Annotated in this window: 21 protein-coding genes and 1 pseudogene; 13 read left to right on the forward strand and 9 right to left on the reverse strand. The window is 71.4% G+C overall.

Annotated features, from left to right (window positions below; genetic code table 11):
- Nucleotides 1-218: 218 nt before the first annotated feature.
- A complete protein-coding gene (locus ABD437_RS30535) occupies nt 219-848 on the reverse strand; it encodes a response regulator (RefSeq protein ID WP_344652392.1) in 630 nt (209 codons plus the stop codon).
- Entirely contained in the window at nt 845-1,819 is a 975-nt protein-coding gene (locus ABD437_RS30540; protein WP_344652393.1) for a sensor histidine kinase, read from the reverse strand. Before ABD437_RS30540 ends, ABD437_RS30535 begins: the two co-directional genes overlap by 4 nt.
- A gap of 122 nt (nt 1,820-1,941) precedes the next feature.
- Between ABD437_RS30540 and ABD437_RS30545 the strand changes: the two genes are divergently transcribed.
- Complete coding sequence (locus tag ABD437_RS30545; RefSeq protein WP_344652394.1) at nt 1,942-2,994, forward strand: hypothetical protein; 1,053 nt, start codon at nt 1,942-1,944, stop codon at nt 2,992-2,994.
- A gap of 64 nt (nt 2,995-3,058) precedes the next feature.
- Here the strand turns inward: ABD437_RS30545 and ABD437_RS30550 are convergent, their stop codons facing one another.
- Nucleotides 3,059-4,084 carry an aldo/keto reductase gene (locus ABD437_RS30550; protein WP_344652395.1) on the reverse strand — a complete coding sequence of 342 codons (1,026 nt, stop codon included), beginning with the start codon at nt 4,082-4,084 and terminating at the stop codon, nt 3,059-3,061.
- A 64-nt stretch (nt 4,085-4,148) separates the two neighbouring features.
- On the opposite strand from ABD437_RS30550, the gene ABD437_RS30555 reads away from it, so the two are divergent.
- Nucleotides 4,149-4,685: a TetR/AcrR family transcriptional regulator gene (locus ABD437_RS30555; protein WP_344652396.1), complete on the forward strand. Its 537-nt coding sequence runs from the start codon at nt 4,149-4,151 to the stop codon at nt 4,683-4,685.
- Here the strand turns inward: ABD437_RS30555 and ABD437_RS30560 are convergent.
- Together ABD437_RS30560 and ABD437_RS30565 are read right to left on the reverse strand one after the other, a co-directional pair.
- Entirely contained in the window at nt 4,680-5,576 is an 897-nt protein-coding gene (locus tag ABD437_RS30560) for an SDR family oxidoreductase (RefSeq protein WP_344652397.1), read from the reverse strand. The genes ABD437_RS30555 and ABD437_RS30560 overlap by 6 nt on opposite strands.
- Before the next feature lie 3 nt (nt 5,577-5,579).
- The gene (locus ABD437_RS30565) at nt 5,580-6,560 is read right to left on the reverse strand and encodes an alcohol dehydrogenase catalytic domain-containing protein (RefSeq protein ID WP_344652452.1); all 981 of its coding nucleotides are present in this window, start codon (nt 6,558-6,560) and stop codon (nt 5,580-5,582) included.
- A gap of 91 nt (nt 6,561-6,651) precedes the next feature.
- Between ABD437_RS30565 and ABD437_RS30570 the strand changes: the two genes are divergently transcribed.
- From ABD437_RS30570 to ABD437_RS30610, 9 genes are all read left to right on the forward strand, one after another.
- A complete protein-coding gene (locus tag ABD437_RS30570; RefSeq protein ID WP_344652398.1) occupies nt 6,652-7,290 on the forward strand; it encodes a TetR/AcrR family transcriptional regulator in 639 nt (212 codons plus the stop codon).
- 17 nt (nt 7,291-7,307) lie between these two features.
- Nucleotides 7,308-7,760, forward strand: a complete 453-nt coding sequence (locus ABD437_RS30575) for a hypothetical protein (RefSeq protein ID WP_344652399.1) — start codon at nt 7,308-7,310, stop codon at nt 7,758-7,760.
- A gap of 38 nt (nt 7,761-7,798) precedes the next feature.
- On the forward strand, nt 7,799-9,283 hold the full coding sequence (locus tag ABD437_RS30580) for a rhamnulokinase (protein ID WP_344652400.1): 1,485 nt from the start codon (nt 7,799-7,801) through the stop codon (nt 9,281-9,283).
- Nucleotides 9,284-9,337: 54 nt separating this feature from the next.
- Nucleotides 9,338-10,138, forward strand: coding sequence for a DeoR/GlpR family DNA-binding transcription regulator (locus ABD437_RS30585; protein WP_344652401.1), 801 nt, complete (start codon nt 9,338-9,340; stop codon nt 10,136-10,138).
- Nucleotides 10,139-10,200: 62 nt separating this feature from the next.
- A complete protein-coding gene (locus tag ABD437_RS30590; protein WP_344652402.1) occupies nt 10,201-11,268 on the forward strand; it encodes an ABC transporter substrate-binding protein in 1,068 nt (355 codons plus the stop codon).
- Nucleotides 11,269-11,271: 3 nt separating this feature from the next.
- The gene (locus ABD437_RS30595) at nt 11,272-12,810 is read left to right on the forward strand and encodes a sugar ABC transporter ATP-binding protein (protein ID WP_344652403.1); all 1,539 of its coding nucleotides are present in this window, start codon (nt 11,272-11,274) and stop codon (nt 12,808-12,810) included.
- A 61-nt stretch (nt 12,811-12,871) separates the two neighbouring features.
- Entirely contained in the window at nt 12,872-13,792 is a 921-nt protein-coding gene (locus ABD437_RS30600; protein ID WP_344652453.1) for an ABC transporter permease, read from the forward strand.
- Nucleotides 13,789-14,790, forward strand: a complete 1,002-nt coding sequence (locus tag ABD437_RS30605; RefSeq protein WP_344652404.1) for an ABC transporter permease — start codon at nt 13,789-13,791, stop codon at nt 14,788-14,790. Before ABD437_RS30600 ends, ABD437_RS30605 begins: the two co-directional genes overlap by 4 nt.
- A complete protein-coding gene (locus tag ABD437_RS30610) occupies nt 14,787-15,767 on the forward strand; it encodes a Gfo/Idh/MocA family protein (protein WP_344652405.1) in 981 nt (326 codons plus the stop codon). Before ABD437_RS30605 ends, ABD437_RS30610 begins: the two co-directional genes overlap by 4 nt.
- Before the next feature lie 5 nt (nt 15,768-15,772).
- Here ABD437_RS30610 and ABD437_RS30615 read toward each other — a convergent pair whose 3' ends face one another.
- The gene (locus ABD437_RS30615) at nt 15,773-16,186 is read right to left on the reverse strand and encodes a DUF1761 domain-containing protein (RefSeq protein ID WP_344652406.1); all 414 of its coding nucleotides are present in this window, start codon (nt 16,184-16,186) and stop codon (nt 15,773-15,775) included.
- Between the two features lie 109 nt (nt 16,187-16,295).
- On the opposite strand from ABD437_RS30615, the gene ABD437_RS30620 reads away from it, so the two are divergent.
- Nucleotides 16,296-16,934 (forward strand): TetR/AcrR family transcriptional regulator, encoded by a 639-nt coding sequence (locus ABD437_RS30620; protein WP_344652407.1) that lies wholly within the window; start codon nt 16,296-16,298, stop codon nt 16,932-16,934.
- Nucleotides 16,931-18,103 (forward strand): FAD-dependent monooxygenase, encoded by a 1,173-nt coding sequence (locus ABD437_RS30625; RefSeq protein WP_344652408.1) that lies wholly within the window; start codon nt 16,931-16,933, stop codon nt 18,101-18,103. The genes ABD437_RS30620 and ABD437_RS30625 overlap by 4 nt, the downstream gene beginning before the upstream one ends.
- Here ABD437_RS30625 and ABD437_RS30630 read toward each other — a convergent pair.
- The 3 genes and pseudogenes from ABD437_RS30630 to ABD437_RS30640 form a co-directional block, all read right to left on the reverse strand.
- A complete protein-coding gene (locus ABD437_RS30630) occupies nt 18,061-18,945 on the reverse strand; it encodes a WD40 repeat domain-containing protein (protein WP_344652409.1) in 885 nt (294 codons plus the stop codon). The genes ABD437_RS30625 and ABD437_RS30630 overlap by 43 nt on opposite strands.
- A 295-nt stretch (nt 18,946-19,240) precedes the next feature.
- Nucleotides 19,241-20,449 (reverse strand): annotated as a pseudogene (locus ABD437_RS43135) (TIR domain-containing protein); the annotation flags it as partial.
- A 58-nt stretch (nt 20,450-20,507) separates the two neighbouring features.
- Nucleotides 20,508-21,041 (reverse strand): hypothetical protein, encoded by a 534-nt coding sequence (locus tag ABD437_RS30640; RefSeq protein WP_344652411.1) that lies wholly within the window; start codon nt 21,039-21,041, stop codon nt 20,508-20,510.
- Between the last annotated feature and the right edge of the window lie 99 nt (nt 21,042-21,140).

The following is a 21,140-nucleotide window of genomic DNA, read 5'->3' on the forward strand; positions in this document are numbered from 1 at the left end:
GGCACACGCCCAGCGTCCGCGGAACCCAGCTGTCGAGCCGCCACTTGCTTCCTTCGTGTCACCACCCGCCTGATCGTCGCGAGTTGTCTCGAGGGCGGGAACAAGAGTCGGATGATCGACCATCTCGTTGCTCTCGCCCGACGTTTCGGCCTGGGGAGCCAGCGAACCCGAGTGGTGCATCCGGCCTCACTGAGCACGTTGGACGATCGACCGGGCGGTCAGGGTTCGGGGAGGGTGGGCTGCCAGAACCAGGCGGCGATGCCGACCCGGTTGGCGGCGCCGACCTTTCGCTGGATCGTCGCGACATGGTTCTTCACCGTGCCGGGGGCCAGCGCCAAAACGTCGGCTATCTGGCTGTTCGTCATTCCCTCGGCGACCAGGCGGGCCACGTCGATCTCCCGCCTCGTCAACGGCTCCGCCGGGGTGACCGGAGCGGCGGGGGCGAACTGCTTGAGCAGCCGCGTCGTCAGCTGAGGGCTCAACAGCACGTCGCCGGACACGGCCGCGCGGACCGCCTCGGTGAGCAGCGTCGGGCTGGAGCGTTTGAGGATGAAGCCGCAGGCCCCGCTGCGCAGGGCCGCGTGGACGTACTCGTCGAGGTCGAACGTGGTGACGATGACCACGCGGGTCTCCGTCCCCAGACGCCTGGTCACCTCGAGCCCGTCCAGGCCGGGCATCCGGATGTCGGCGAGCAGGACGTCCGGCCGCAGATGTCGGGCCTGGTCGACGGCGGAGACGCCGTCCGCGGCCTCCCCGACCACGGTCATGTCGGGCTGCGCGTCGAGGATGATGCGGAACGCGGCGCGGATCGCTTCCTGGTCGTCGGCGACCACGATACGGATGGTCATCGGCCCGCCCGGCGCGGAAGGACAGCGGTGACCGCCCAACCGCGCGGCTCGCCGGGGCCGGCGACCAGGGTGCCGCCCAGCGCGTCGGCGTGGGCGCCGAGACCGGCCAGCCCGGACCCGCCCCGCGTCGACGGCGTGGGGACGCGGCCGTCGGCGTCGTCGACGACGCTGACCGTGATCTGGTCGCCGTCGTCGCGAACGCGTACGTCGACGCGGGTCGCGGTGCCGGCGTGGCGGCGGACGTTGGTGAGCGACTCGCTGACGATTCGGTAGATCGTCGGGCCCAGGTCACGAGGTACGCCCGGGTCGACGTCGAGGTGCGTGGCGAGGTGCCCGGCGGCCCGGAAGCGCTCGACGAGGTCGGGCAGGTCGGGCAGCCCCGGTACCGGCGCGGTGGCCGGCCGATTACGCAGCATGTGCACGGTCCGGTCCATCGATTCCAGGCTCGCGACGCCGGCCCGTTCGATCCGCGCGAGAACGTCCCGGAGCTGCGGTTGCCCGTCGCCGGTGAGGACCTGTCCGGCCTGGGCGAGCGCCACCATCTCGCTGATGTCGTGGGCCACGTAGTCGTGCAGGTCCCCGGCGAGTTCGAGGCGCTGAGCACGTCGGGCGTCGTCCACCGCACGGGTCCGCCGGGCGTCGAGGGACCGCAGGTAGACACCGACCCCGACGGCGGCGACGGCGACCGGCGCGAACACGATCCACGGATCGTCGAGCCGGCCGAAGCGCAGCAGCCACACCGTGGTCGCCACGCTCCCCGCCCCGCAGGCCGCGATCGCCCACTCGGGCGGTCCGACGCGGGCGGAGAGCGCGGTGAGCAGCAGCAGCACCGAGATCTCGGCGAGGTTCCACCAGCCGTCGCGTTCGCTCAGCCGGCCGCCGGTCAGGCGGATCGTCGTCGTCGCGGCGATCGAGACCACGCTCGCCGCCACGGTGACCGGGGCGACGGAGGTTCGGACCGACACGCGCACGAGCGGGAGTCTAGGTTCCGCGGGCCACCCCTGCCGATCGGCACGGTCGCGGGCACGGCCGGCGCCGACGGGGTGCCCAACGGCACCTGTTCCGGTCGCGTCGCTGGTCAGAGGCTGGCGGTATGGCTTCTTCCACAGTGTTGACCACCCGGCGATCGAGCTGGCCGCGCTGGGTGGGCCCGGCTGCCGCCGGCTGGTCGTCGATCTACGGCGTCCTGGGGTTGGCGTGGTCCGCCGGCGCGCCCGGCTTCCCCTTCGGCCACGAGCACGACCGGTACGGCGAGACGATCTCCGTCCTCGACCCGGTGACCCGGAGCGGGGCCGCGCCGGTCGTCGCCGTGCTGGGTCTGTTCGGTGCCCTGGTGGCCGGGGCGCTGACCCGGGTCGCCACCCGGGCGGCGATCGCGGTGGCCTGGGTGTACGCGGTCGGTCTCACGTTCGTGCTCCCGGACTACCGGCCGCTGATCCGCGTCGCCTACACGCCGATGCTGTTGATCGGCGAAGTCGGCTTCGCCGAGATGTATCCCTGGCCGGTGCTCAACCAGATGCTCTGCATCGGTGGCGGCCTGCTGTGGGCGGGTACCGCGGTGGTGGCCACCCGGCGACGACGATCGAGCTGCACGTCGTGCGGCCGGGCGGACGCCGCCGAGGGCACGGACGGACGGCTCGCGGCCGCCCGCTGGGGTCGGGTCGCGACCTACGTCGCCGTGGGTGTGCCGTTGATCTACTGCCTGACCCGGTGGGCCTGGGCGCTGGGCATCCCGCTCGGGGTGTCACGCGAGTTCCTGCGGGCCGGCGAGGCCGACACCCCCGGCATCTGGCTGATCGGTGCGATGCTCGGGACGCTGGGCGCCGGCGGCGCGGTGCTCACCCTCGGTCTGATCCAGCGGTGGGGCGAGATCTATCCGCGGTGGATACCGGGGTTGCGCGGCAAGACGGTGCGGCCGCGGACCGCGATCGTCCCCGCCACGCTGGTGGCGATCATGGTGACCACCGCCGGGCTGATGTACGTCCGCATCACCGTGCTCGGGCAGTTGCCCGGCGAGTTCCGGGAGAACGTCGCGACCGTCGGTCCGGAGCTGTTCTGGCCGCTGTGGGGCATCGCGCTCGGCGCGGCCACCTACGCCTACCACCTGCGTCGACGTCCGGCCTGCCGGGTCTGCGGGCGGTCGTGACACGCGCGCATCACGACCAGCATCTCGGTCGGACGGGACCCGGGGCCGGCGTCGGGCGACGTGGTCACCTGACCGGGATCGGCGGCGGCTCCAGCCGGCTGCGGTCTCCGTCGGCGCCGCTGGCCAGGGCGGCGGCGACGTCCTCGTGCGGGGTTCCCAGCCGGATCGCGCCGGCCTCGTCGAGCTGCCGGTGGTGCTCGTCGTCGAGGTCGAGGTGGAGGGAGCCCAAGTAGTCCTCGAGCTGCGCCGGCGTGCGTGGGCCGACGATCGGGACGAGGGCCGTGGCGGCCTGCGCGGCCCGGCGTCGCAGCCAGGCCAGGGCGACCCGGGCCGCGCTGGTGCCGACCTCGTCGGCGACCGCCAGCACGGCGTCCACCACGGAGTTCCGGTCGTCGACCGGTTCACCGCGGGCTGTGAGGCGGCCCTGTTCGCCGCGGCGGTACTTGCCGGTGAGCAACCCGCCGGCCAGCGGGGAGTACGTCAGCACCCCGAGGCCGTGCGCCTGCGCCATCGGCAGCACCTCCCGCTCGGCGGACCGCTCGGCCAGGCTGTACTCCGTCTGCACGCCGACCAGCGGGGCCAGCCCACGCAGCTCCGCGCGGACGGCGGCGCCGGCCACCCGCCAGGCCGGGAAGTTCGACAGCCCGCCGTGCCGGATCTTGCCGGAACGGACCAGGTCGTCGAATCCGGCGAGGATCTCCTCGATCGGCGTGACGCCGTCCGGGAAGTGCGGCATGAATACGTCGACGTAGTCGGTGTCCAGGCGGCGCAGGCTGGCCTCGAGTGACCGGACCATGATCTTGCGCGCGTTGCCGGTCGTGCCGGGGCGGGGGTGCGCCTGCCTCGTTCCGCTGTACTTGGCGACGACCACGAAGTCGTCCCGGTGGCCCCGGAGGAACTCGCCGAGCAGGGTCTCGGCCTCACCGTCACGGTAGATGTTCGACGTGTCGAAGGTCGTGCCACCGGCGGCCACGAACGCGTCGACGATCGATCGCGCGGCGTCGGCGTCGGCGGTGGTGAAGTTCGCCGTGCCGAGCGTGTACTCCGACACGCGCAGTCCGGTCAGGCGGCCGAAGGTCTGGTAACGCAAGGCAACTCCCGAGGGGTCGGTTACGCTCCTGACAGTAACAGCAAAAAGAGGAGTCACTCTTTTTATGCCGAAGGTCAGCCAGGCCCATCTCGACGCGCGCCGCCAGCAGATCGTGGACGCCGCCCGCGTCCGGTTCGCCGGCCACGGCTTCGCCCACACGTCGATGGCCGACATCATCGCCGAGTCGGGGCTCTCCAACGGGGCCATCTACCGGTACTTCACCAGCAAGGAGCAGCTGGTCGTCGCGGTCTGCGAGCAGGGCACGGAAGCGCTGCCCAGGGCGCTCACCGCCGAGGCCGTGGCCGGGTTCCTCGAGCACGTGCGCGCCCGCGCCCGCGACACCGGCCACGCCCAGCTGGTGGCCCAGATCTACGCCGAGGCCGCGGTGTCGCCCGCGCTCGCGGCCGTGGTGCAACGACAGCTGGCCGCGATGCGCGCGGCGATCGCCGAACTGGTCCCGGACGACCGGCGCGCGCAGGCCGAGCAGATCGCCGAAGCGTTCGTGGCCCTGGCCGTGAGCTACAACCTGCAGCTGGCCATCCGCGGCGACCTGGACCCGGCCCCGTTCACCGCCGCGCTGCTGGCGATCGTCGGTTCATAGCGGAGCAGTCTCTCTTTTTGTGACCGCGGGATAGTTCTCTTCGAGGTACTCGCGATAGCTGGTGGGCCGGTAGCCGATCAGCCGCTCCAGATCGTCGGTGTTCCGGCTGAACGACCCCAGGCCGACGCCGGCGACCCAGGCCGTCAGGAATTCGGCGACGTGCCGCGGAAGGCCGTTCCGGACGTGGCTCTCGAGGTACTCCTCCACCTCGACGGGCAGATACGGAACGGGCCGGCCGTGGATCTCGCTCAACGTGGCGGCGATCTCCCGGAACGACGCCGCCTCGCTCCCGTTCAGCGTGTAGGTCGTGTTCTCGTGGCCGTCCCCGGTCAGCACGGCCACGTTCGCCGCGGCGAGGTCGCGGAGCAGCGCGGGCGCCATCGTGCCCTCGCCGGGCGGAACGCGCACCCCGTTCTCGTACGCGTCGGCTCCGACGTAGCCGTCGAACTGGTCGAGGTACATCGGGTTACGCAGAACGGTGTAGTCCAGCCCGGACGCACGCAGGGTCTGCTCCGCGAAAACGTCGGACTCGGTGACGCCCACCTGAGTGATGCCGAGGGCGTCGTCGCGCTGGATCGCCGTGTAGATCACGTGCCGGACACCAGCGTGCTTCGCGGCCGCGATGGCGTTGAAGTGCTGGGCGTTCCGATCCGTGAAGGCCTGCGCGGAGACGAGCAGGAGTTTGTCCACGCCGTCGAAGGCGCGCACGAGCGAGGCGTAGTCGAAGTAGTCGCCCGGCCGGATGTCGACCCCCCGTTCGGCCAGGTCGGCGGCCCGCTCGGGGGCGCGCGAAAGGCCGGCCAGCCGCTCGGCGGGCAGGCGTTCGAGCAGGAGTTGGAGCGTCCGGCGGCCCAGGTTTCCGGTGGCGCCGGTGACGAGCAGCTTTCCCATGCGTCAGTCCTCGTTCGATAGTGCGATAACGGTTTTTCCGATGGCGCGTCCGCTTTCGACGATCCGGTGGGCTTCTCGCATCGTGTCCACCGTGAGGCCGTGCAGTCGTGTCGTCACGATGGGGCGCGCCCGGCTCACCAGCTCGGCGAGGATCCGGCCCTGGCGATCGAGGTCGTGGCCGGCGACGATCCGGCTGAAGACCATCTCGGTGTGCAGGGACACGGATTTCTGGATCAGGGGTTCGAGGTCGACGGCGCCGGTGAGATCGACGGCGGCCAGGTGGCCGAGCGGGCGCAGGACGTCGGCGATCCAGCCGATGTTGGCGGCGGTTCCCCGGGTCGAGAAGACCAGATCGATCCGGTCGACGCCCGCCGCGCGCAACTGGCCGGCGACGTCCGCCGTGTGGTCGACCACCAGATCGGCGCCCATGGCCGTGCACCAGTCGCGCGATTCCGGCCGGGACGCCGTGCTGACCACCAGAGCGGACGTCGTCCTTTTGAGCAGTTGGGTCGCCAGCGAGCCCACCCCTCCGGCGCCGCCGACCACCAGGACGTTCTCGACCCCGGCCTGGTCGCGGAACACGGCTTCCCAGGCGGTGAGGCCGCCGATCGGCAACGACGCGGCATCGGTGAACGCGAGTTGATCCGGAATCTTCGTGACGACCCGGTGGTCGACCGCCACGCGTTCGGCCCAGCAGCCGTCCCGCGTGATGTCCCCGGTGCCCATGACCCGGTCACCGACCGCGAAGCCCGCGGTCGCCGGCCCCGTCCCGGCCACCACCCCGGCGAACTCCCAGCCGAGGATCACGCGCCCGCCCGGAGGTGCGCTGCGTGTCTGCCGGATGGTCGCCTCGCCCGGGTTGACCCCCACCGCGCGTACGTCGACCAGCAGGTCGGTCGCGCGGGGGTGCGGCTCGTCCACGTCGACGAGTTCCACGGCGAACGCCTCGAGCGGATGGGCCTTCTCGTAGACCAGTGCCTTCATCACCCCTCAACGATGATGACCATCATCGTTGATTGTCAAGAGAATGATGACGGGTATCATCAGAGGCGTATCCGCTCGGGAAGGAGACTTCGTGCCCCGTCTCACTCCGGAGCAGAAGAAGCTCAACCACGACAAGATCCTCGACGCCGCCGGCCGCGGATTCCGCACCCACGGTGTGAACGGGATCGGCATCGCCGACCTGATGAAGGCCGCCGAGATGACCCACGGCGGCTTCTACAACCACTTCGAGTCCAAGGACGACCTCACCCGGGAAGTCATCCGGCAGGGCTTCGTCAGTTCACTCGCCGCCCTGGCCGACATCCGCGACGAACATCCCGGCTCCGCCCTGGAGCACATGGTCGACCAGTACCTGGCCGCTCCCCACCGCGACCAGCCCGAACTCGGTTGCGCGTCGGCCGCCCTGGTCACCGACGCCGCCCGCCACGGCGTCGCGGCTCAAGCCGAGTACCAGCGCGGCCTCGACGGCTTCTTCGCCGCCATCACCGAGATGGTGCTCGAAAGGGCGGACCGGTCCGGGGTCGAGACGAGTGCCGACGAGGCGCGCGAGCAGGCGATCGCGGTGTTCAGCCAGATGGTCGGGGCGCTCGTGATCTCCCGGGCGGTCGCGAAGTCGTCTCCCGAGCTGGCGGACGAGATCCTCCGGGCGAACAGCACCCACCTCAAGCGGGCGACGGTTACCGATCGAAGTCTTCCGGTAAACAACCCGTAACGTTTACGATCCCCGGCATGAATCCTTTATGGAACGGGGCCAGAAGGAGCAAGCGGACCGCCGTCGCCGCATTCGGTGCGGCGCTGGTCGCGATCATCGGGAACATGTTCACCGCGTCGCCGGCGGCGGCGGCCTACGCCGATTGTTACAACTACCTGGGCACGATCTGCCTGGCCGACAACACCGCCGTCACCGGGCAGATCTGGCGGCAGTACCCGAACCAGATCGGTAGCTGCCGGAACTTCAGCGCGGAAGGGTTCAACGACAAGGCGTCCTTCGCCTGGTTCAACATTCAGCGCCCCTCGTCGGCGCCCCGCCCGCACGTCGTCCTGTGGCGGCACGCCGGCTGTTCCGGCACGTCCGGCAACCTGGGCATGACGCTGGACCCGGGCCAGCAGTGGCACGGGGAACGCCAGACGAACGGGGAGTTCAACAACCAGATCAGCTCGATCAGCATTTCGTATTACTGATCGGCGGAGACGCGGCCGAGAACCCGTACGCTGTCCGCATGCCGGGCTACCTTGCCGTTGATCTCGGCGCGGAGAGCGGGCGGGTGCTCGCCGGCTCCTTCGACGGTGAGCACCTCGACGTGCGGGAGATCCACCGTTTCGCCAACCGGCCGGTTCGGGACGGCATCGACCTGACCTGGAACCTCGAGGAACTGCACGGCGAGACGGTGCGGGGCATCAACCGGGCCGCGGACCGGATCGAGGACGTCCGCAGCGTCGGGGTCGACGGCTGGGGGAGCGACTTCGGCCTGGTGGACGCCGACGACCGGTTGGTGGCCCCGCCCTGGCACCACCGCACGCCCCGCACCGCGGCGACGGTGACCGAGTTACAGAAGGCGGTAGAACCACAGCTCCTGTACGACGTCACGGGCACCCAGTTCCTGCCGATCACGACCGCCTGCCAGCTCCTGGCGATGCGCGGAACCGGCGTCCTGGAGCGCGCGGACCGTCTGCTGATGCTGCCCGACCTCATCGCCGGGCGCCTGAGCGGAGTCCGTCGCACCGAGCAGACGATCGCCAGCACCACCCAACTCTGGGACATCCGCCGGGGGCAGTGGGCCACCGAGGTGATCGACCGGCTGGAGCTGCCCCGACACCTGTTCCGGGCCGAGGTCGTGCCCACCGGCACCCTGCTGGCCGACCTGCGTACGCACCCGGGGCGGCTCTCGGTGGTGGCGGTGGCCGGGCACGACACCGCGTGTGCCGTCGCGGCGATGCCGAGCACCAGCGACGACGTCGGTTTCGTCTCGTGCGGCACGTGGTCGCTCGTCGGGGTCGAGACCACGGCACCGATCACGACGCCGGAGGCCAGGGCGGCCGGTTTCACGAACGAACTCGGCGTCGGCGGCCGGTTCCGGTTCCTGAGCAACGTCAACGGGCTCTGGCTGCTCCAGGAGTCGCGGCGGGTGTGGGCGAGCGCCGGGCACGCCCTCGGCTACAGCGAGCTCACCGCGCTGGCCGCCGGGTCGGCCCCGTACCGCAGCCTCATCGACCCGGACCATCCGAGCCTGCTCTCACCCGGCGACCTGCCCGGCCGGATCGCCGCACTGTGCCGGCTCACCGGGCAGCCCGTCCCGGTCGGACCGGCCGAGGTCACCCGGTGCATTCTGGACAGCCTCGCCTGCAAGTACCACTGGGTGCTGACGCGGGCGGCCGCCGTCTCGGGGCAGCGGATACGCACGGTCCACCTGTTCGGCGGTGGCGCCGCCAACACCGTGCTGTGCCGGCTCACCGCCGAGCTGACCGGCCTGCCGGTCGTCGCGGGACCGAACGAGGCCACCGCCATCGGCAACCTGCTGGTGCAGGTCATGGCGGACGGGAAACTGAGCGATCTGAGCGAGGCGCGTGCCGTCGTCCGGTCCTCGGTGCCGCTCCGCCGGTACGAACCGACCGACGGGTCCACCGGCGCGGACGCCGCCTATGCTCGGTTCCGGGACGTGGTGACACGTTTGGCCACTGAGACACTGCGGGATGAAACAAATTGAAATGTTCTGCATTATCCTGGCCCGCGTGACGAGCGCACCGAACCGGGACCGCCGATGCTGATCGCCGAGCGGCGCAGCCGGATCCTGGCGCACGTGCGGGCCCGCGGCTGGGCGTCGTTCCGGGAGATCGCCGAGGAGGTGGGCATCTCCGAGTCCACCGTCCGCCGCGACCTGCAGGCGATGGTGGCCGAAGGGCTGGTCGACGCGGTCCGCGGCGGCGTCGGACGGGCGGGGAGCACCGAGATCGCTCCGCCGGAGAGCCGCCCCGCCGGGAACCCCGCCGGCGACGGGCTGGCCGGCGAACGCGCCGCCATCGCCCGGTACGCGGCCCGGCTGGTCACCGACGGCAGCGCGATCCTGCTCGGACCGGGACGTTCGACGCTCGAGCTCGCGCGCAGGCTGACCGGCGCCGGATCGCTGACCGTCGTCACCAACTCGGTACCGGTCACCACGGTCCTGCTGGAGCACGAGCACGTCGAGCTGGTCATGGTCGGTGGCACGCTGCGCCGCTCGATCCAGGCCTTCGTCGGTCCGCTGACCGAGCAGGGCCTGCAGGGTCTGCGTGGCGCCCAGGTCTTCCTCTCCGGCGACGGCGTCACCGCCGAACGTGGTCTGACCACGCCGAACGTGTTCGCGGCCGCGGCCGACATCGCGTTCGCCGCGGCCGGCAAGCAGGTCGTCGTGCTGGCCGATCACACCAAGATCGGCCAGGAGACGATGTGCCAGACGGTTCCGAGTGACCGGATCGACACGCTGATCACCACCCCGGGCGCCGACCCGGTGGCGCTGGAGGATCTGCGTGCCTCCGGAGTGGACGTGGTCATCGCGCCTCCGCTGGAATCTATTGACAAGTAATGGCAAGCGGCGACACGATCTGACTAGTTCCGCGAGGGAGCTAGTCAGAAAGGACTCGCCTCATGGCTCAGTTCAGACGGCTCGGCACCACGACGGCAGTCGCGGTCTTACTCGTCTCGCTCGGCGCGTGCACGAAGACCACGCCGGGCACCGCGTCGGCGGGCGAGGACGCTGACCAGCAGGTGCGATCCACCGCGGGCAGCGGTGACGGCTGCACCGCCGACAAGTACAACGGTGGCGTCCCGAAACGGGACCTCAAGACGATCACCGTCGGGTTCGCGCAGAGCGAGAAGGAAGCGAACCCCTTCCGGATCACCGAGACGGAGTCGATAAAGGCCGAGGCGGCCAAGCGCGGCATCAAGCTCATCACGACGAACGCGCAGTCCGATCTGAATAAGGAGATCGCCGACATCCAGAGCATGGTCGCTCAGGGTGCGCAGGCGCTGATCATCTCGCCGCTGAACTCCGAAGGCCTGGACCCCGCGCTCGAGGCGGCCCAGGACGCGAAGGTCCCGATCATGACGATCGACCGGCTCCTCACCACCAAGCAGCCCTGCGTGGATTACATCGGCTGGATCGGGTCGGACTTCGTCGAGCAGGGCAAGCGGGCCGCCGACGCGTTGATCGCCGCCACCGGTGACCAGGGGGAGACCGCGATCCTGCTCGGCGCCTCCGGGGTGAACGTCACCGTCGACCGGACCAAGGGGTTCAAGGACCAGCTCGCCGCGCGGAACTCGAAGCTGACCGTGGTCGCGGAGCAGACCGCCGACTTCACCCGCGAGAAGGGACGCTCGGTCACCGAGCAGCTGATCTCGGCCAACCCGGAGCTCACCGCGATCTACGCCGAGAACGACGAGATGGCGCTCGGCGCGATCGCCGCGCTCAAAGCCGCCGGGAAGAAGCCGGGCGACGTCAAGATCGTCACGATCGACGGCACCAAGGGCGCCGTGCAGGGCATCGTCGACGGCTGGATCTCCGGGGTGATCGAGTCCAACCCCCGGTTCGGGCCGCTGGCGTTCCAGGCGCTGGAGGACTTCTACGGCGGCAAGGGCGTCCCGCCCAAGACGATCATCGCCGACAAGGAATATACGAAGGACAACGCGTCCGCGGAACTCGCCAACGCGTACTGACCGATGACGCTGCACGTGGAAGCCGTCAGCAAGCAGTTCCTCGGCGTCCTGGCGCTCGACCGGGTCGACCTCGTTCTCCGCCCCGGCCGGGTGCACGCCCTGGTCGGCGAGAACGGGGCCGGCAAGTCCACGCTCATCAAGGTGATGACCGGCGTCCACCGGCCGGATCGGGGCCGGATCACCTACCGGGGCGAGGTGGTCGGGTTCGGAGCGCCCCGGGACGCCCAGGCCGTCGGCATCAGCACGATCTACCAGGAGCTCAACCTGGTCGCCGCGATGAGCGTCGCCCGCAACCTGTTCCTGGGCCGGGAGCCGCTGAACCGGCTGCGGCTGATCGACTTCGCCGCGATGCACCGCGAGGCGCAGGCCGTGTTGAGCCGCTACGGCGTGGCGGTCGACGTCCGCCGGCCGCTGGGGGAGTTCAGCACGGGGGTGCAGCAGATGGTGGCGATCGCCAGGGCGGTGTCCACCCGGGCGCGGGTCGTGATCATGGACGAGCCCACCTCGTCGCTGGAACCGCGGGAGGTCGACCGTCTCGCCCAGGTGATCGACCTGCTCCGGGCCGACGAGGTCGCCGTCCTGTTCGTCACGCACAAGCTGGACGAGGTCTTCCGGCTCGGCCAGGACGTCACGGTCCTGCGCGACGGCAGGCGGGTGTTCTCCGGCGAGGTCGCCGACACCGACCGGCTCCGGCTCGTGGCGACGATGCTGGGTCGCCCGGTCGACGACGTCAGTGCGCACGGCCTGACCAGTTTCGGCGACGGTGGCGGGGCCGGGCCGGGCGACGACGGTGTCGCCGTGCTGCGTGCCGACGACCTGAGCCGGCGGGGCGCCCTGTCGCACGTCAGCGTCGACGTGCGACCGGGTGAGGTGGTCGGCCTGGCCGGCCTGCTCGGCTCGGGCCGCAGCGAGACGGTCCGGGCCCTGTTCGGCGCCGAACCCGTCGACAGCGGCACGATCCTCGTCGGCGGTGAACCGACCGGCCGACGCTGGTCACCGGCCCGGGCCATCGCCGGCGGCGTCGGGCTGGTCAGCGAGGACCGCAAGGTCGAGGGCATCGTCGGTGACCTGTCCGTGCGCGACAACCTGGTGCTCGCCGCGCTGCCCCGGCTGGCCCGCGGCGGCTTCGTCTCCCGCCGCCGGTGCGACGCGCTCGTCGACACGTTCGTCCGGCGGCTGCGCATCAAGATGACCGGCCCGGACCAGCCCGTCCGTGAGCTGTCCGGCGGCAACCAGCAGAAAGTGCTGCTCGCCCGGATGCTCTGCCTGAACCCGAAAGTGCTTCTCCTCGACGAACCCACGCGCGGCATCGACGTCGGCGCGAAAGCCGAGATCCAGGCGCTCATCGACGAGCTGGCCGGTGCCGGTCTCGGCGTCGTGCTGATCTCGTCCGAACTGGAGGAGCTGGTGGAGGGGGCCACCCGGGTGTTCGTCCTGCGCGACGGCGCGGTCGTCGGCTCGCTCGGCGGGGACGCGATCAGCGAGCACCGCATCATGACGACGATCGCCGCCGCGGCCCGCGAGGAGGCGGCGAGTGACTGAGACGGCGTCCCGCGAAGGACTTCCCACCCCGACGCGCCCGGCGGCGCCACCCGGCTCCGGTCTGTTCCGGCGGGTGCGCAACCACGGGGTCTCCCTCGCGATCGGCGTGCTGCTGCTGTTCAACCTCCTGTTCACGCCCAACTTCGCGACCGTCGGCAACCTGCGGCTCCAGCTGGTCCAGGTCGTTCCGATCGCGATCGTCGCGCTCGGGATGGCGCTGGTGGTGGCCACCGAGGGCATCGACCTGTCGGTGGGCTCGGTGATGGCCGTCGCGGCCGCGATCATCCCGCTCTACCTGGGCTACGGTCCGTGGCTCGCGGTCGCGGTCGGCCTCGTCGCCGGCGCCGTGGTCGGCGCGCTCAACGGGTCCCTCGTCGCGTTCTGCGGTGTGCAACCGATCATCGCGACGCTCGGTGTGCTGGTCGCGGGGCGGGCGGCCGCGCTGGTGCTCGCGGACGGCCGGCTGGTCGAGATCTTCGACCCCACGCTGCAGACGCTGGGCAACGGCAGCGTGCTCGGCGTCCCCGTGACGCTGGTGATCCTCGCCGTGCTCGCGACGCTCGTCGTGGTCACGGTCCGCTGGTCGGTCGTCGGCCGCCGGCTGGTCGCGATCGGTGGCAACCGCGCCGCCGCCCGGCTGGCCGGTCTCCCGGTGCGACGGACGCTGCTCACCGTCTACGTGCTCAGCGGTGTGCTCGCCGCGCTGGCCGGCGTGCTGAACACCGCCCGGCTCGGGGCCAGCGACCCGTCGTTCGTCGGTCTGCTCATCGAGCTCAGCGCGATCACCGCGGTGGTGGTCGGCGGCACGCCGCTCTCCGGCGGGCGGATCCGGGTGATCGGCACGCTCCTGGGGGCGCTGCTGATGCAGCTGATCGCCGCCACCGTGATCCAGCACGACCTGCCGGACTCGCTGGCCCGGATGATCCAGGCCGGCATCATCGTCGTCGCCGTCTACGTCCAACGTGATCGGGGCGGCGCATGACGACCGTCCGCACCGGCCGCCCGCCCGTCACCGGCGCCGGGCTCGCCTCGCTCGCGCGCCGGGCCGGCGCGCCGCTCGTGCTCGCGCTGGTGCTGGTGATCGGCGCCGTCGCGTTCGGCGAGGGGTTCGCCGGCCCGCAGAACATCCGGAACGTCGCCCTGGACAGCTCGTACCTGGTGCTGATCGCGGTCGGGATGACGTTCGTCGTCATCAGCGGCGGGATCGACCTCTCGGTGGGGTCGGTGTTCGCGCTCGCCGGGGTGCTGGCGGCCGTCGGTGCGCAGTGGGGATCGCTCCCCGCGGTGGCCCTGCCGCTCCTGGTCTGCGGGCTCATCGGCCTGCTCAACGGGGTGCTGATCGGCCGGGCCCGGATCGCGCCGTTCATCGTCACGCTGGCCACGCTGCTGTTCGCCCGCGGACTGGCGTTCGCGGCGTCGCAGGAGGGCAACAAGGTCTACCTGATCCCGGGCGACCTGACCCTCACCCGCATCGGCCAGGCCCGGACGCTGGGCGTCAGCACGCCGGTGCTCGTCGCGGTGGGGGTGTTCGCCGTGGCGCTGGTCGTGCTCAACCGCACCCGCTTCGGCCAGGCCGTGTACGCGATCGGCGGGTCACCCGAGTCGGCCGAGCTGATGGGACTGCCGGTCGCCCGCGTCCGGGTCTCGGTGTACGTGCTCAGCGCCCTGCTGGCCGCGGTCGCCGGGATCCTGGTCGCCGCGCAGACGTCGTCCGGGCTGCCGACCATCGGCGAGGGGCGGGAGCTGGAGGCCATCGCCGCGGTGGTGATCGGCGGCACGCTGCTCAGCGGCGGAATCGGCACGCTCACCGGCACGCTGGCCGGAGCGTTGCTGCTGAAGGTGATCCAGAACCTGATCAACCAGGTCGGCACCCTCAGCTCCTACTACCAGCAGGTCGTCAGCGGCGTCTTCCTGCTGCTCGTCGTCCTGATCCAGACCGGACTCAGCCGCCGCGGCCGGGTGGACGAGGAGGTGCCATGAGCGGGCAGCAGGTGCGTGTCGCGGTCGTCGGGACGGGCCCGTGGTGGGGACGCCAGCACGCGATCGCGTTCTCCACCCGCACCGACGCGCGGCTGTGCGCGGTGGTGGGCCGCACCCGGGCACGAACCGAGGAGCGGGCCGCGGAGTTCGGCGTGCCCGGCTACGTCGACGTGGACGACATGCTGGCCCGGGAGAAACCGGACCTGGTCGCGGTGTGCCTGCCCAACGAGGGCCACTTCGAGCCGACGCTGCGGATCATCCGGGCCGGCTTCCCGCTGCTGGTGGAGAAACCGCTGGTGTTCGACCTCGACCAGGCCGATCAGCTGCTCACCGAAGCGGCCGGCCGCGAGCTGTTCTTCGCGATCAACTTCAACCACCGGTACGCCAAGCCGGTGCAGCTGGCCCGGGAGGCGGTGGACGCCGGTGTGCTCGGCCGGCTGACGTTCGCCACCTGGCGGTTCGGCGGGGAGCCCGGCACCAGCGCCCACCGGTACGCCAACCTGATCGAGACCCAGTGCCACGGGCTCGACATGCTCGAACATCTCTGCGGACCGGTCAGCTCGGTGATGGCCCAGATGACCGACGCCTGCTCGACCCTGAGCGTCGCGCTGCGCTTCGAGAACGGCGCCGTGGGGTCGCTGCTGGGCACGTACGACTCGTCCTACAGCTATCCCGACACCCATCGCCTCGAGCTGAACGGCCTCGACGGGCGGGTGGTCGTCGAGGACACCGTGCGCCGCTACACCTACACCCCGGCCGGCCACGAGATCAGCAGCGTGTGGCAGGCCGGGTACTTCAACGACCGGGAACGGGACTTCCACGCGACGTTCGACCGGTACCTCGACGCGCTGCTGCCCGCGTTCGTCGCGGGGGAGCCGCCTCCGGTGCCGGCGACGGCCGGGCGCCGGGCGTTGCAGCTGGGCCACCGCATCATCGAGTCCTTCGAGACCGGCACCCGGGTCGACGCACCGCGCTGACCCCGTCAGGCGAGGAGCGCGATCACCACGCTGGTGAGCAGGCTGCAGGCCAGGAAGTACGGGGCGTTGAGCAGCGCGTAGCGGAACGGGTGGGGGAAGTTCGGGTTGATCGCGATGTTGAGCACCATCGCGGCCAGGTAACCGACGCCGACGACGAGGCCGAAGAGCAGCGCGGTGCCGACCTCACGGACGTCGAGCGTGCGCAGCAGGACGGCGCTGGTGAGCACGACGAGCAACATCGCGACCGCCTGACCGGCGAACGCGGACGCCGGGGGCTTCCACGCCGGCTGGTCGGCCCGGCCCATCACGGCCGCGTACCGGCGCGGCACCGCGAGCGTGAAGTAGAGGCCGCCGAGGACCGTGCAGGCCACGGTCGCGACGAGGACGGCCAGCCAGTTGACGTCAAAAGCGAGGGTCACGGATCACTCCATCTGTTGTCGATCTGCTGACCACTATTCGCCCAGTAGCGGCCAGCTCTTGACCGCTACTATTTTTGGCGTCGCCAAAAGTTTGGGTTACTCTAAATTCATGGGACTGCGTGAATGGAAGAAAGCGCAGACGCGCGAGCGCATCGCGGACGTCGCCGCCGGTCTGTTCGCGGCCCGCGGCTACGACGAGGTCTCGGTCGTCGAGGTCGCCCGCGCCGCGGAGGTGTCCGACCAGACCATCTACAACTACTTCCCGGCCAAGCAGGACCTCGTCCTCGACCGGGCCGAGGAGTTCCGGGAGCGCTACGGCCGTGTCGTGCGCGAGCGGGCTCCCGGCACGAGCCCGGCCGACGCACTGCGCCCTCTCGTCCGGGAGGACATCGACCGGCTCCGGCACGAGCCCCCGGAACTCGCGCGCGGGGAGTTCCCGGCGCAGTGCCTGCTCAGCCCGGTGCTCCGTCGGTTCGCGCTCGAGGAACGGGAACGACAGGTCGACGCCATCACCACGTCGCTGGCCGTCACCGACCCCGCGGTGCCCGCGATCGTGGCCCGCGCCCACGCCGCCGCGCTCGTGTCCGTGATCCAGACGATCACCGACGCGATCGGCGCGGCCGTGCTCGCCGGCGACCGGTCCGACGCACTCCTCGCGTCCCTCGTCCACGACGCCACCGGCGCGCTCGACGACCTCGACCGCACCTTCCACGCCGTCACCACCGCACGGACAGGAAACCCCTCGTGACCAATCCCCGCGTCCTCATCTCCGGCGCCAGCATCGCCGGACCCGCGCTGGCGTACTGGCTGCACCGCTACGGCTTCGACGTCACCGTCGTCGAGAAGGCACCCGCGGTCCGCGCCGGTGGCCAGGCCGTCGACTTCAAAGGCCCCGTCCACCTGGGCGTGCTGCGCAAGATGGGCATCCTCGACGCGGTCCGGCAGGCCACCGTCCCCAGCGAGGACGGCATCCTGGTGAACGCGCGCGGCCGCACGATCGGCACCGTCCCGGGTGCGTTCGCGGGCGGCGAGATCAACGTGCCCCGCGGCGACCTGGCGACCATCCTGTCCGGCCTCACCGCGCCGACCTGCGAGTACGTCTTCGGCGACTCGATCACCGCGCTCACCGACACCGGCGACGGTGTCGACGTCTCGTTCACCCACGGCGCCCCGCGCACGTTCGACCTGGTCGTCGGCGCCGACGGCATCCACTCGAACGTCCGGGCGCTCGCGTTCGGCCCCGAGGCGGACTACGTGCGCCACCTCGGTTACTACTACGCGCTCGCCGACCTCGGCGTCGACGGCGGCGAGGTGATGTACAACGAGCCCGGTGTCATGGCCGCGCTCGGCGGCCCGAAAGCGTCGGCGTTCTTCGTGTTCGCCGCGCCGCTGTCGCCGGCCGCCCGCGGTGACGTCGACACGCAGAAGCAGTTCCTCGTCGACGCGCTCCGCGGTGCCCGGTGGCGCATCCCGGAACTGATGGCCGCGGTGCCGGGCGCCGCCGAGTTCTATCTGGACTCGATCAGCCGCGTCACCGTCGACCGCTACTCCACCGGCCGGGTCGCCCTGGTCGGGGACTCGGCCTACGGCAACGCGCTCGGCGGCTTCGGCACCGGGCTGGCGGTCGTCGGCGCGTACGTCCTCGCCGGTGAACTCGCCCGTGCCGACGGCGACCACCGTGCGGCGTTCGCCCGGTACGAGAGCACGTACCGCGGCTACGCGTCGGTCTCGCAGAAGATCAACGCCGGGCGCCTGCTCGCGCCGGGCTCGAAGGCGGGGATCGTGGGGCGCAACCTGGGCTTCTCGGCCCTCTCGCTGTTCGGCCCGCTGATGCGTATCGTCGACCGGCCGGCCACCAACCTGACCCTCGAGGACTACGACGCGCACACCTCGGGCAAGCCCTGGCCGGCGCTGTAGCGCTGTCGTTCGTCGTCGGTCAGCGGGCCGCCGGCGGCCGCGCAGACCGCCGCGTAGAGGTCCGCCGGCTCGGCCACGTCCCACGCCATCGTTCCGTCCTCGCCGGACGTGGTCAGCCCGCGCCCGTCGGGCGTGAACACCACGGACCAGACCGTGGTCCGGTGACCGATCAGCGGAAGCCCGAGCTGACGCTGGGTCCCGGTGTCCCAGAGCCGGACCGTCCGGTCGGCGCTGCCGGTGGCGACGGTTCGACCGTCCGGGCTGATCGCGACGGCCGCGACCATGTCGGTGTGGCCGGCGAGCGGTGCCCCGAGCTGCCGGCCCGTGTGCGTGTCCCAGAGGCGCGCGGTGCCGTCCTGGCTGGCGGTGACGATCCGGCGGCTGTCCGCGCTGACGACGAACTGGTCGATGCTGTCGGTGTGGCCGGTGAGCGTCCCGGACGTCCGACCGTCGGCCGTCGTCCACAGCCGCACGACCTTGTCGTCCTTCCCCGCGACGAACCGGCCGTCCGGACTGAACGCGAGTTGGGTGACGTCGGTGAACGCGGGCGGGGCGACGAACACCCGGGTGCGGGGCGACACCGTCCACACCTCCACCCGCTCGCCGTGTTTCTCCGCGACGAACCGGCCGTCGACCGACCTCACCTCCGTCTCGTCCGGCGCGGCGTCCTCGTCGGCGATCGTTCTCCGGTGGTGCAGCGGCGTCCGCCAGAGCTTCGCGCTGTCTTCGGCGGCGGTCACGATCGTCCGCCCGTCCGGGTGGAACGCCACGGCGTTGACGTAGTCGCTGTGGCCGACGAGCGTCCCGACCGGCGTGCCGGTGAGCAGGTCCCAGAGCCGCACCGTCCGGTCGCCGCCGGCGCTCGCGAGGGGTCTGCCCGTCCGGGCTGAACGCGACGCCGTTGACCCCCGCCATGTGCCCGACCAGGACCCGTTCGACCTGCCCGGTCGCGGTGTCCCCGACGTAGACCCGGTCGGTGCTGTCGCCGTACGCGAACTGCCGGCCGTCCGGGCTGGACGCCACCGCGAGGACGCGCCCGACCGGCCCCTCGACCGCGCCGAGCCGCCGTGCCCCGTCCAGGTCCCACAGCGCGGTCACGCGGCCGTCGTCGCCGCTGATCAGCACCTGTCCGTCGGGGCGGAACGCCAGGTCGTTGACGCTGCCCCCGCTCGAACGCACCACCGCGATCGGCCGGCGGGTGGCGACGTCCCACAACCGGATCGCGCCGGAGAAGTCACCGGTGGCCAGCGTGCGTCCGTCGGGGCTGAACTCGAGGGCGGTGGCGTCCTCCACCGGGATCGACCCGAGCTCCTCACCGGTGGTCGTCACCAGCCGGACCGGCCCCTTCATCACCCCGACCGCGATCGTCGTCCCGTCCGGGTCCACCGCGTGTCCCCACGCCTCCGGCAGCGCGATCCGGGCGAGCAGCCGCCGGGTGCCGGTCTCCCACACGCCCGCCGATCGAGCCTCCTCGGTGACGAACCGGGTGCCGTCGGCCGTGAACGTCACGCCGGTGACCGGCGCTCTCGCACCGTCCACGGTCGAGCCGGACGCCCGCGTCAGCGCGTCGCGCAACGCGAAGCGGGTCTCCGGGAGCTCGTCCGCGCGCCACGCCGTCGCCGCCAGGCGTTGCGCGGTGATCGGGTCGCTGTCGAGCGCGGTGCCGCTCTGGGCCGCGAGCTGTCGCGCCAGGGCGATGCGTGCCTGCTCGACGGCCGTGCCCCGCTGCTGGAACGCCACGATCGCGCCGACGGTCGCGGCGATCGTCAACGCGGTCAGCGCGGCGCCGACGACCTGCACGGTGCGCCGGAGCCGCCGGCGGTAACGAACTTCCTGACCGATCAGCGCGCGCGGCGAGACCCCGCGGAGGACTCCGGCGATCTCGGCCAGCCGATCACCGAAGTCCAGCGTGTCGGTGTGGGCGCGGAGATCCACCCACAGCGGCTCCTCGTCGTAGGCGGTGTCGAGCACGGGCCCGACGGCGGTGCGGTCCGTGCGGCTCCAGCCACCGTCCACCCACGACAACTCGCCGCCGACCAGGACGATGACGAGCCGCTCGACGCCACGGTGTTCGAGCCACCAGCCGATCTCCTTGGCGATCCAGACCGACCGCGCCGACGTCGGCGACGCGAGCACGACGAGGTAGGCGGAGTTCTCGAGCGCGCCGAGCACCGCGGGCCAGAGGCCGGGTGCGGCGCTGAGATCGGTGACGTCGCGGAACAGGCGCAGCGATCGCCGGCTGTACCACGGCACCGCGAACCGCGTGAGCTGGGTTTGTAACGCGGTCGCGATCGCGGTGTCGGCACCGTGGCTGTACGAGATGAACGCGTCGAACCGTTCGGCCATTGGTCCCCCCTCGCCCCGGGCGCCAGTGTTCCAGCCGGACGGTGTCCTTCGTGACCGTCTAACGGGTGCGCCGGGCGTAGGAGCGGGTGGCGATGGCCAGGCCGGTGATCCAGACGGAGAACTGGACGACCCCGTACACCCCGGTCCAGGGGCTGAAGATCACGGCGGGGTCGTTCCACTGGAACGGCATCACGACGGCGGCGAACACGGTGTAGGCCAGCAGCGCGGCGGAGAGACCGGCACCGGGCACGACCAGCAGCATTCGTGGCACGCCGCGCCTGCGGACGATCGGCACCCAGCGGGGGAAGCACAGGCCCCAGGGCCGGACCAGGGCCAGGGCCAGCACGGCCGGCAGGAGGGCCAGCAGGTTGAGCGCCAGCAGGTAGGTGCCGCCGCCGTCCTCGTACCACGGGCGGAACAGGTCGGGGTCGGCGAACAGCGGGATGCCCAGCGCCCAGACCGCGTGCAGCGGGATGAAGCCGATGGTGGCCGCGGCCGCGGCGACGTAGGCGGCCACCACCGCGCGCGGCGAGGGCGGCGGGACCGTAGCGGCCTCGGCGCAGACGGGCCGGTGAGCGGTTTCCAGCGACATGATGCCTCCTCGAGCGGCGATGTCTCCACGATCCCGGCCCCGCGGCCGCCGGAACATCTGCCGATCGGCAGATGGCCGAGGCCTCGAAAAAATTGATCG

Origin of the sequence: Cryptosporangium japonicum (assembly GCF_039524755.1) — a bacterium.
GTDB classification, from domain to species: domain Bacteria; phylum Actinomycetota; class Actinomycetes; order Mycobacteriales; family Cryptosporangiaceae; genus Cryptosporangium; species Cryptosporangium japonicum.

What these genes read in the sequence shown, in the direction of transcription:
- ABD437_RS30640 (WP_344652411.1), bottom strand. Translation starts at nt 21,041, where the DNA reads ATGTCGCTGGAAACCGCTCACCGGCCCGTCTGCGCCGAGGCCGCTACG.
- ABD437_RS30595 (WP_344652403.1), top strand. Translation starts at nt 11,272, where the DNA reads ATGACGCTGCACGTGGAAGCCGTCAGCAAGCAGTTCCTCGGCGTCCTG.
- ABD437_RS30580 (WP_344652400.1), top strand. Translation starts at nt 7,799, where the DNA reads ATGCCGGGCTACCTTGCCGTTGATCTCGGCGCGGAGAGCGGGCGGGTG.
- ABD437_RS30575 (WP_344652399.1), top strand. Translation starts at nt 7,308, where the DNA reads ATGAATCCTTTATGGAACGGGGCCAGAAGGAGCAAGCGGACCGCCGTC.
- ABD437_RS30555 (WP_344652396.1), top strand. Translation starts at nt 4,149, where the DNA reads ATGCCGAAGGTCAGCCAGGCCCATCTCGACGCGCGCCGCCAGCAGATC.
- ABD437_RS30610 (WP_344652405.1), top strand. Translation starts at nt 14,787, where the DNA reads ATGAGCGGGCAGCAGGTGCGTGTCGCGGTCGTCGGGACGGGCCCGTGG.
- ABD437_RS30585 (WP_344652401.1), top strand. Translation starts at nt 9,338, where the DNA reads ATGCTGATCGCCGAGCGGCGCAGCCGGATCCTGGCGCACGTGCGGGCC.
- ABD437_RS30565 (WP_344652452.1), bottom strand. Translation starts at nt 6,560, where the DNA reads ATGAAGGCACTGGTCTACGAGAAGGCCCATCCGCTCGAGGCGTTCGCC.
- ABD437_RS30620 (WP_344652407.1), top strand. Translation starts at nt 16,296, where the DNA reads ATGGGACTGCGTGAATGGAAGAAAGCGCAGACGCGCGAGCGCATCGCG.
- ABD437_RS30605 (WP_344652404.1), top strand. Translation starts at nt 13,789, where the DNA reads ATGACGACCGTCCGCACCGGCCGCCCGCCCGTCACCGGCGCCGGGCTC.
- ABD437_RS30590 (WP_344652402.1), top strand. Translation starts at nt 10,201, where the DNA reads ATGGCTCAGTTCAGACGGCTCGGCACCACGACGGCAGTCGCGGTCTTA.
- ABD437_RS30545 (WP_344652394.1), top strand. Translation starts at nt 1,942, where the DNA reads ATGGCTTCTTCCACAGTGTTGACCACCCGGCGATCGAGCTGGCCGCGC.
- ABD437_RS30560 (WP_344652397.1), bottom strand. Translation starts at nt 5,576, where the DNA reads ATGGGAAAGCTGCTCGTCACCGGCGCCACCGGAAACCTGGGCCGCCGG.
- ABD437_RS30535 (WP_344652392.1), bottom strand. Translation starts at nt 848, where the DNA reads ATGACCATCCGTATCGTGGTCGCCGACGACCAGGAAGCGATCCGCGCC.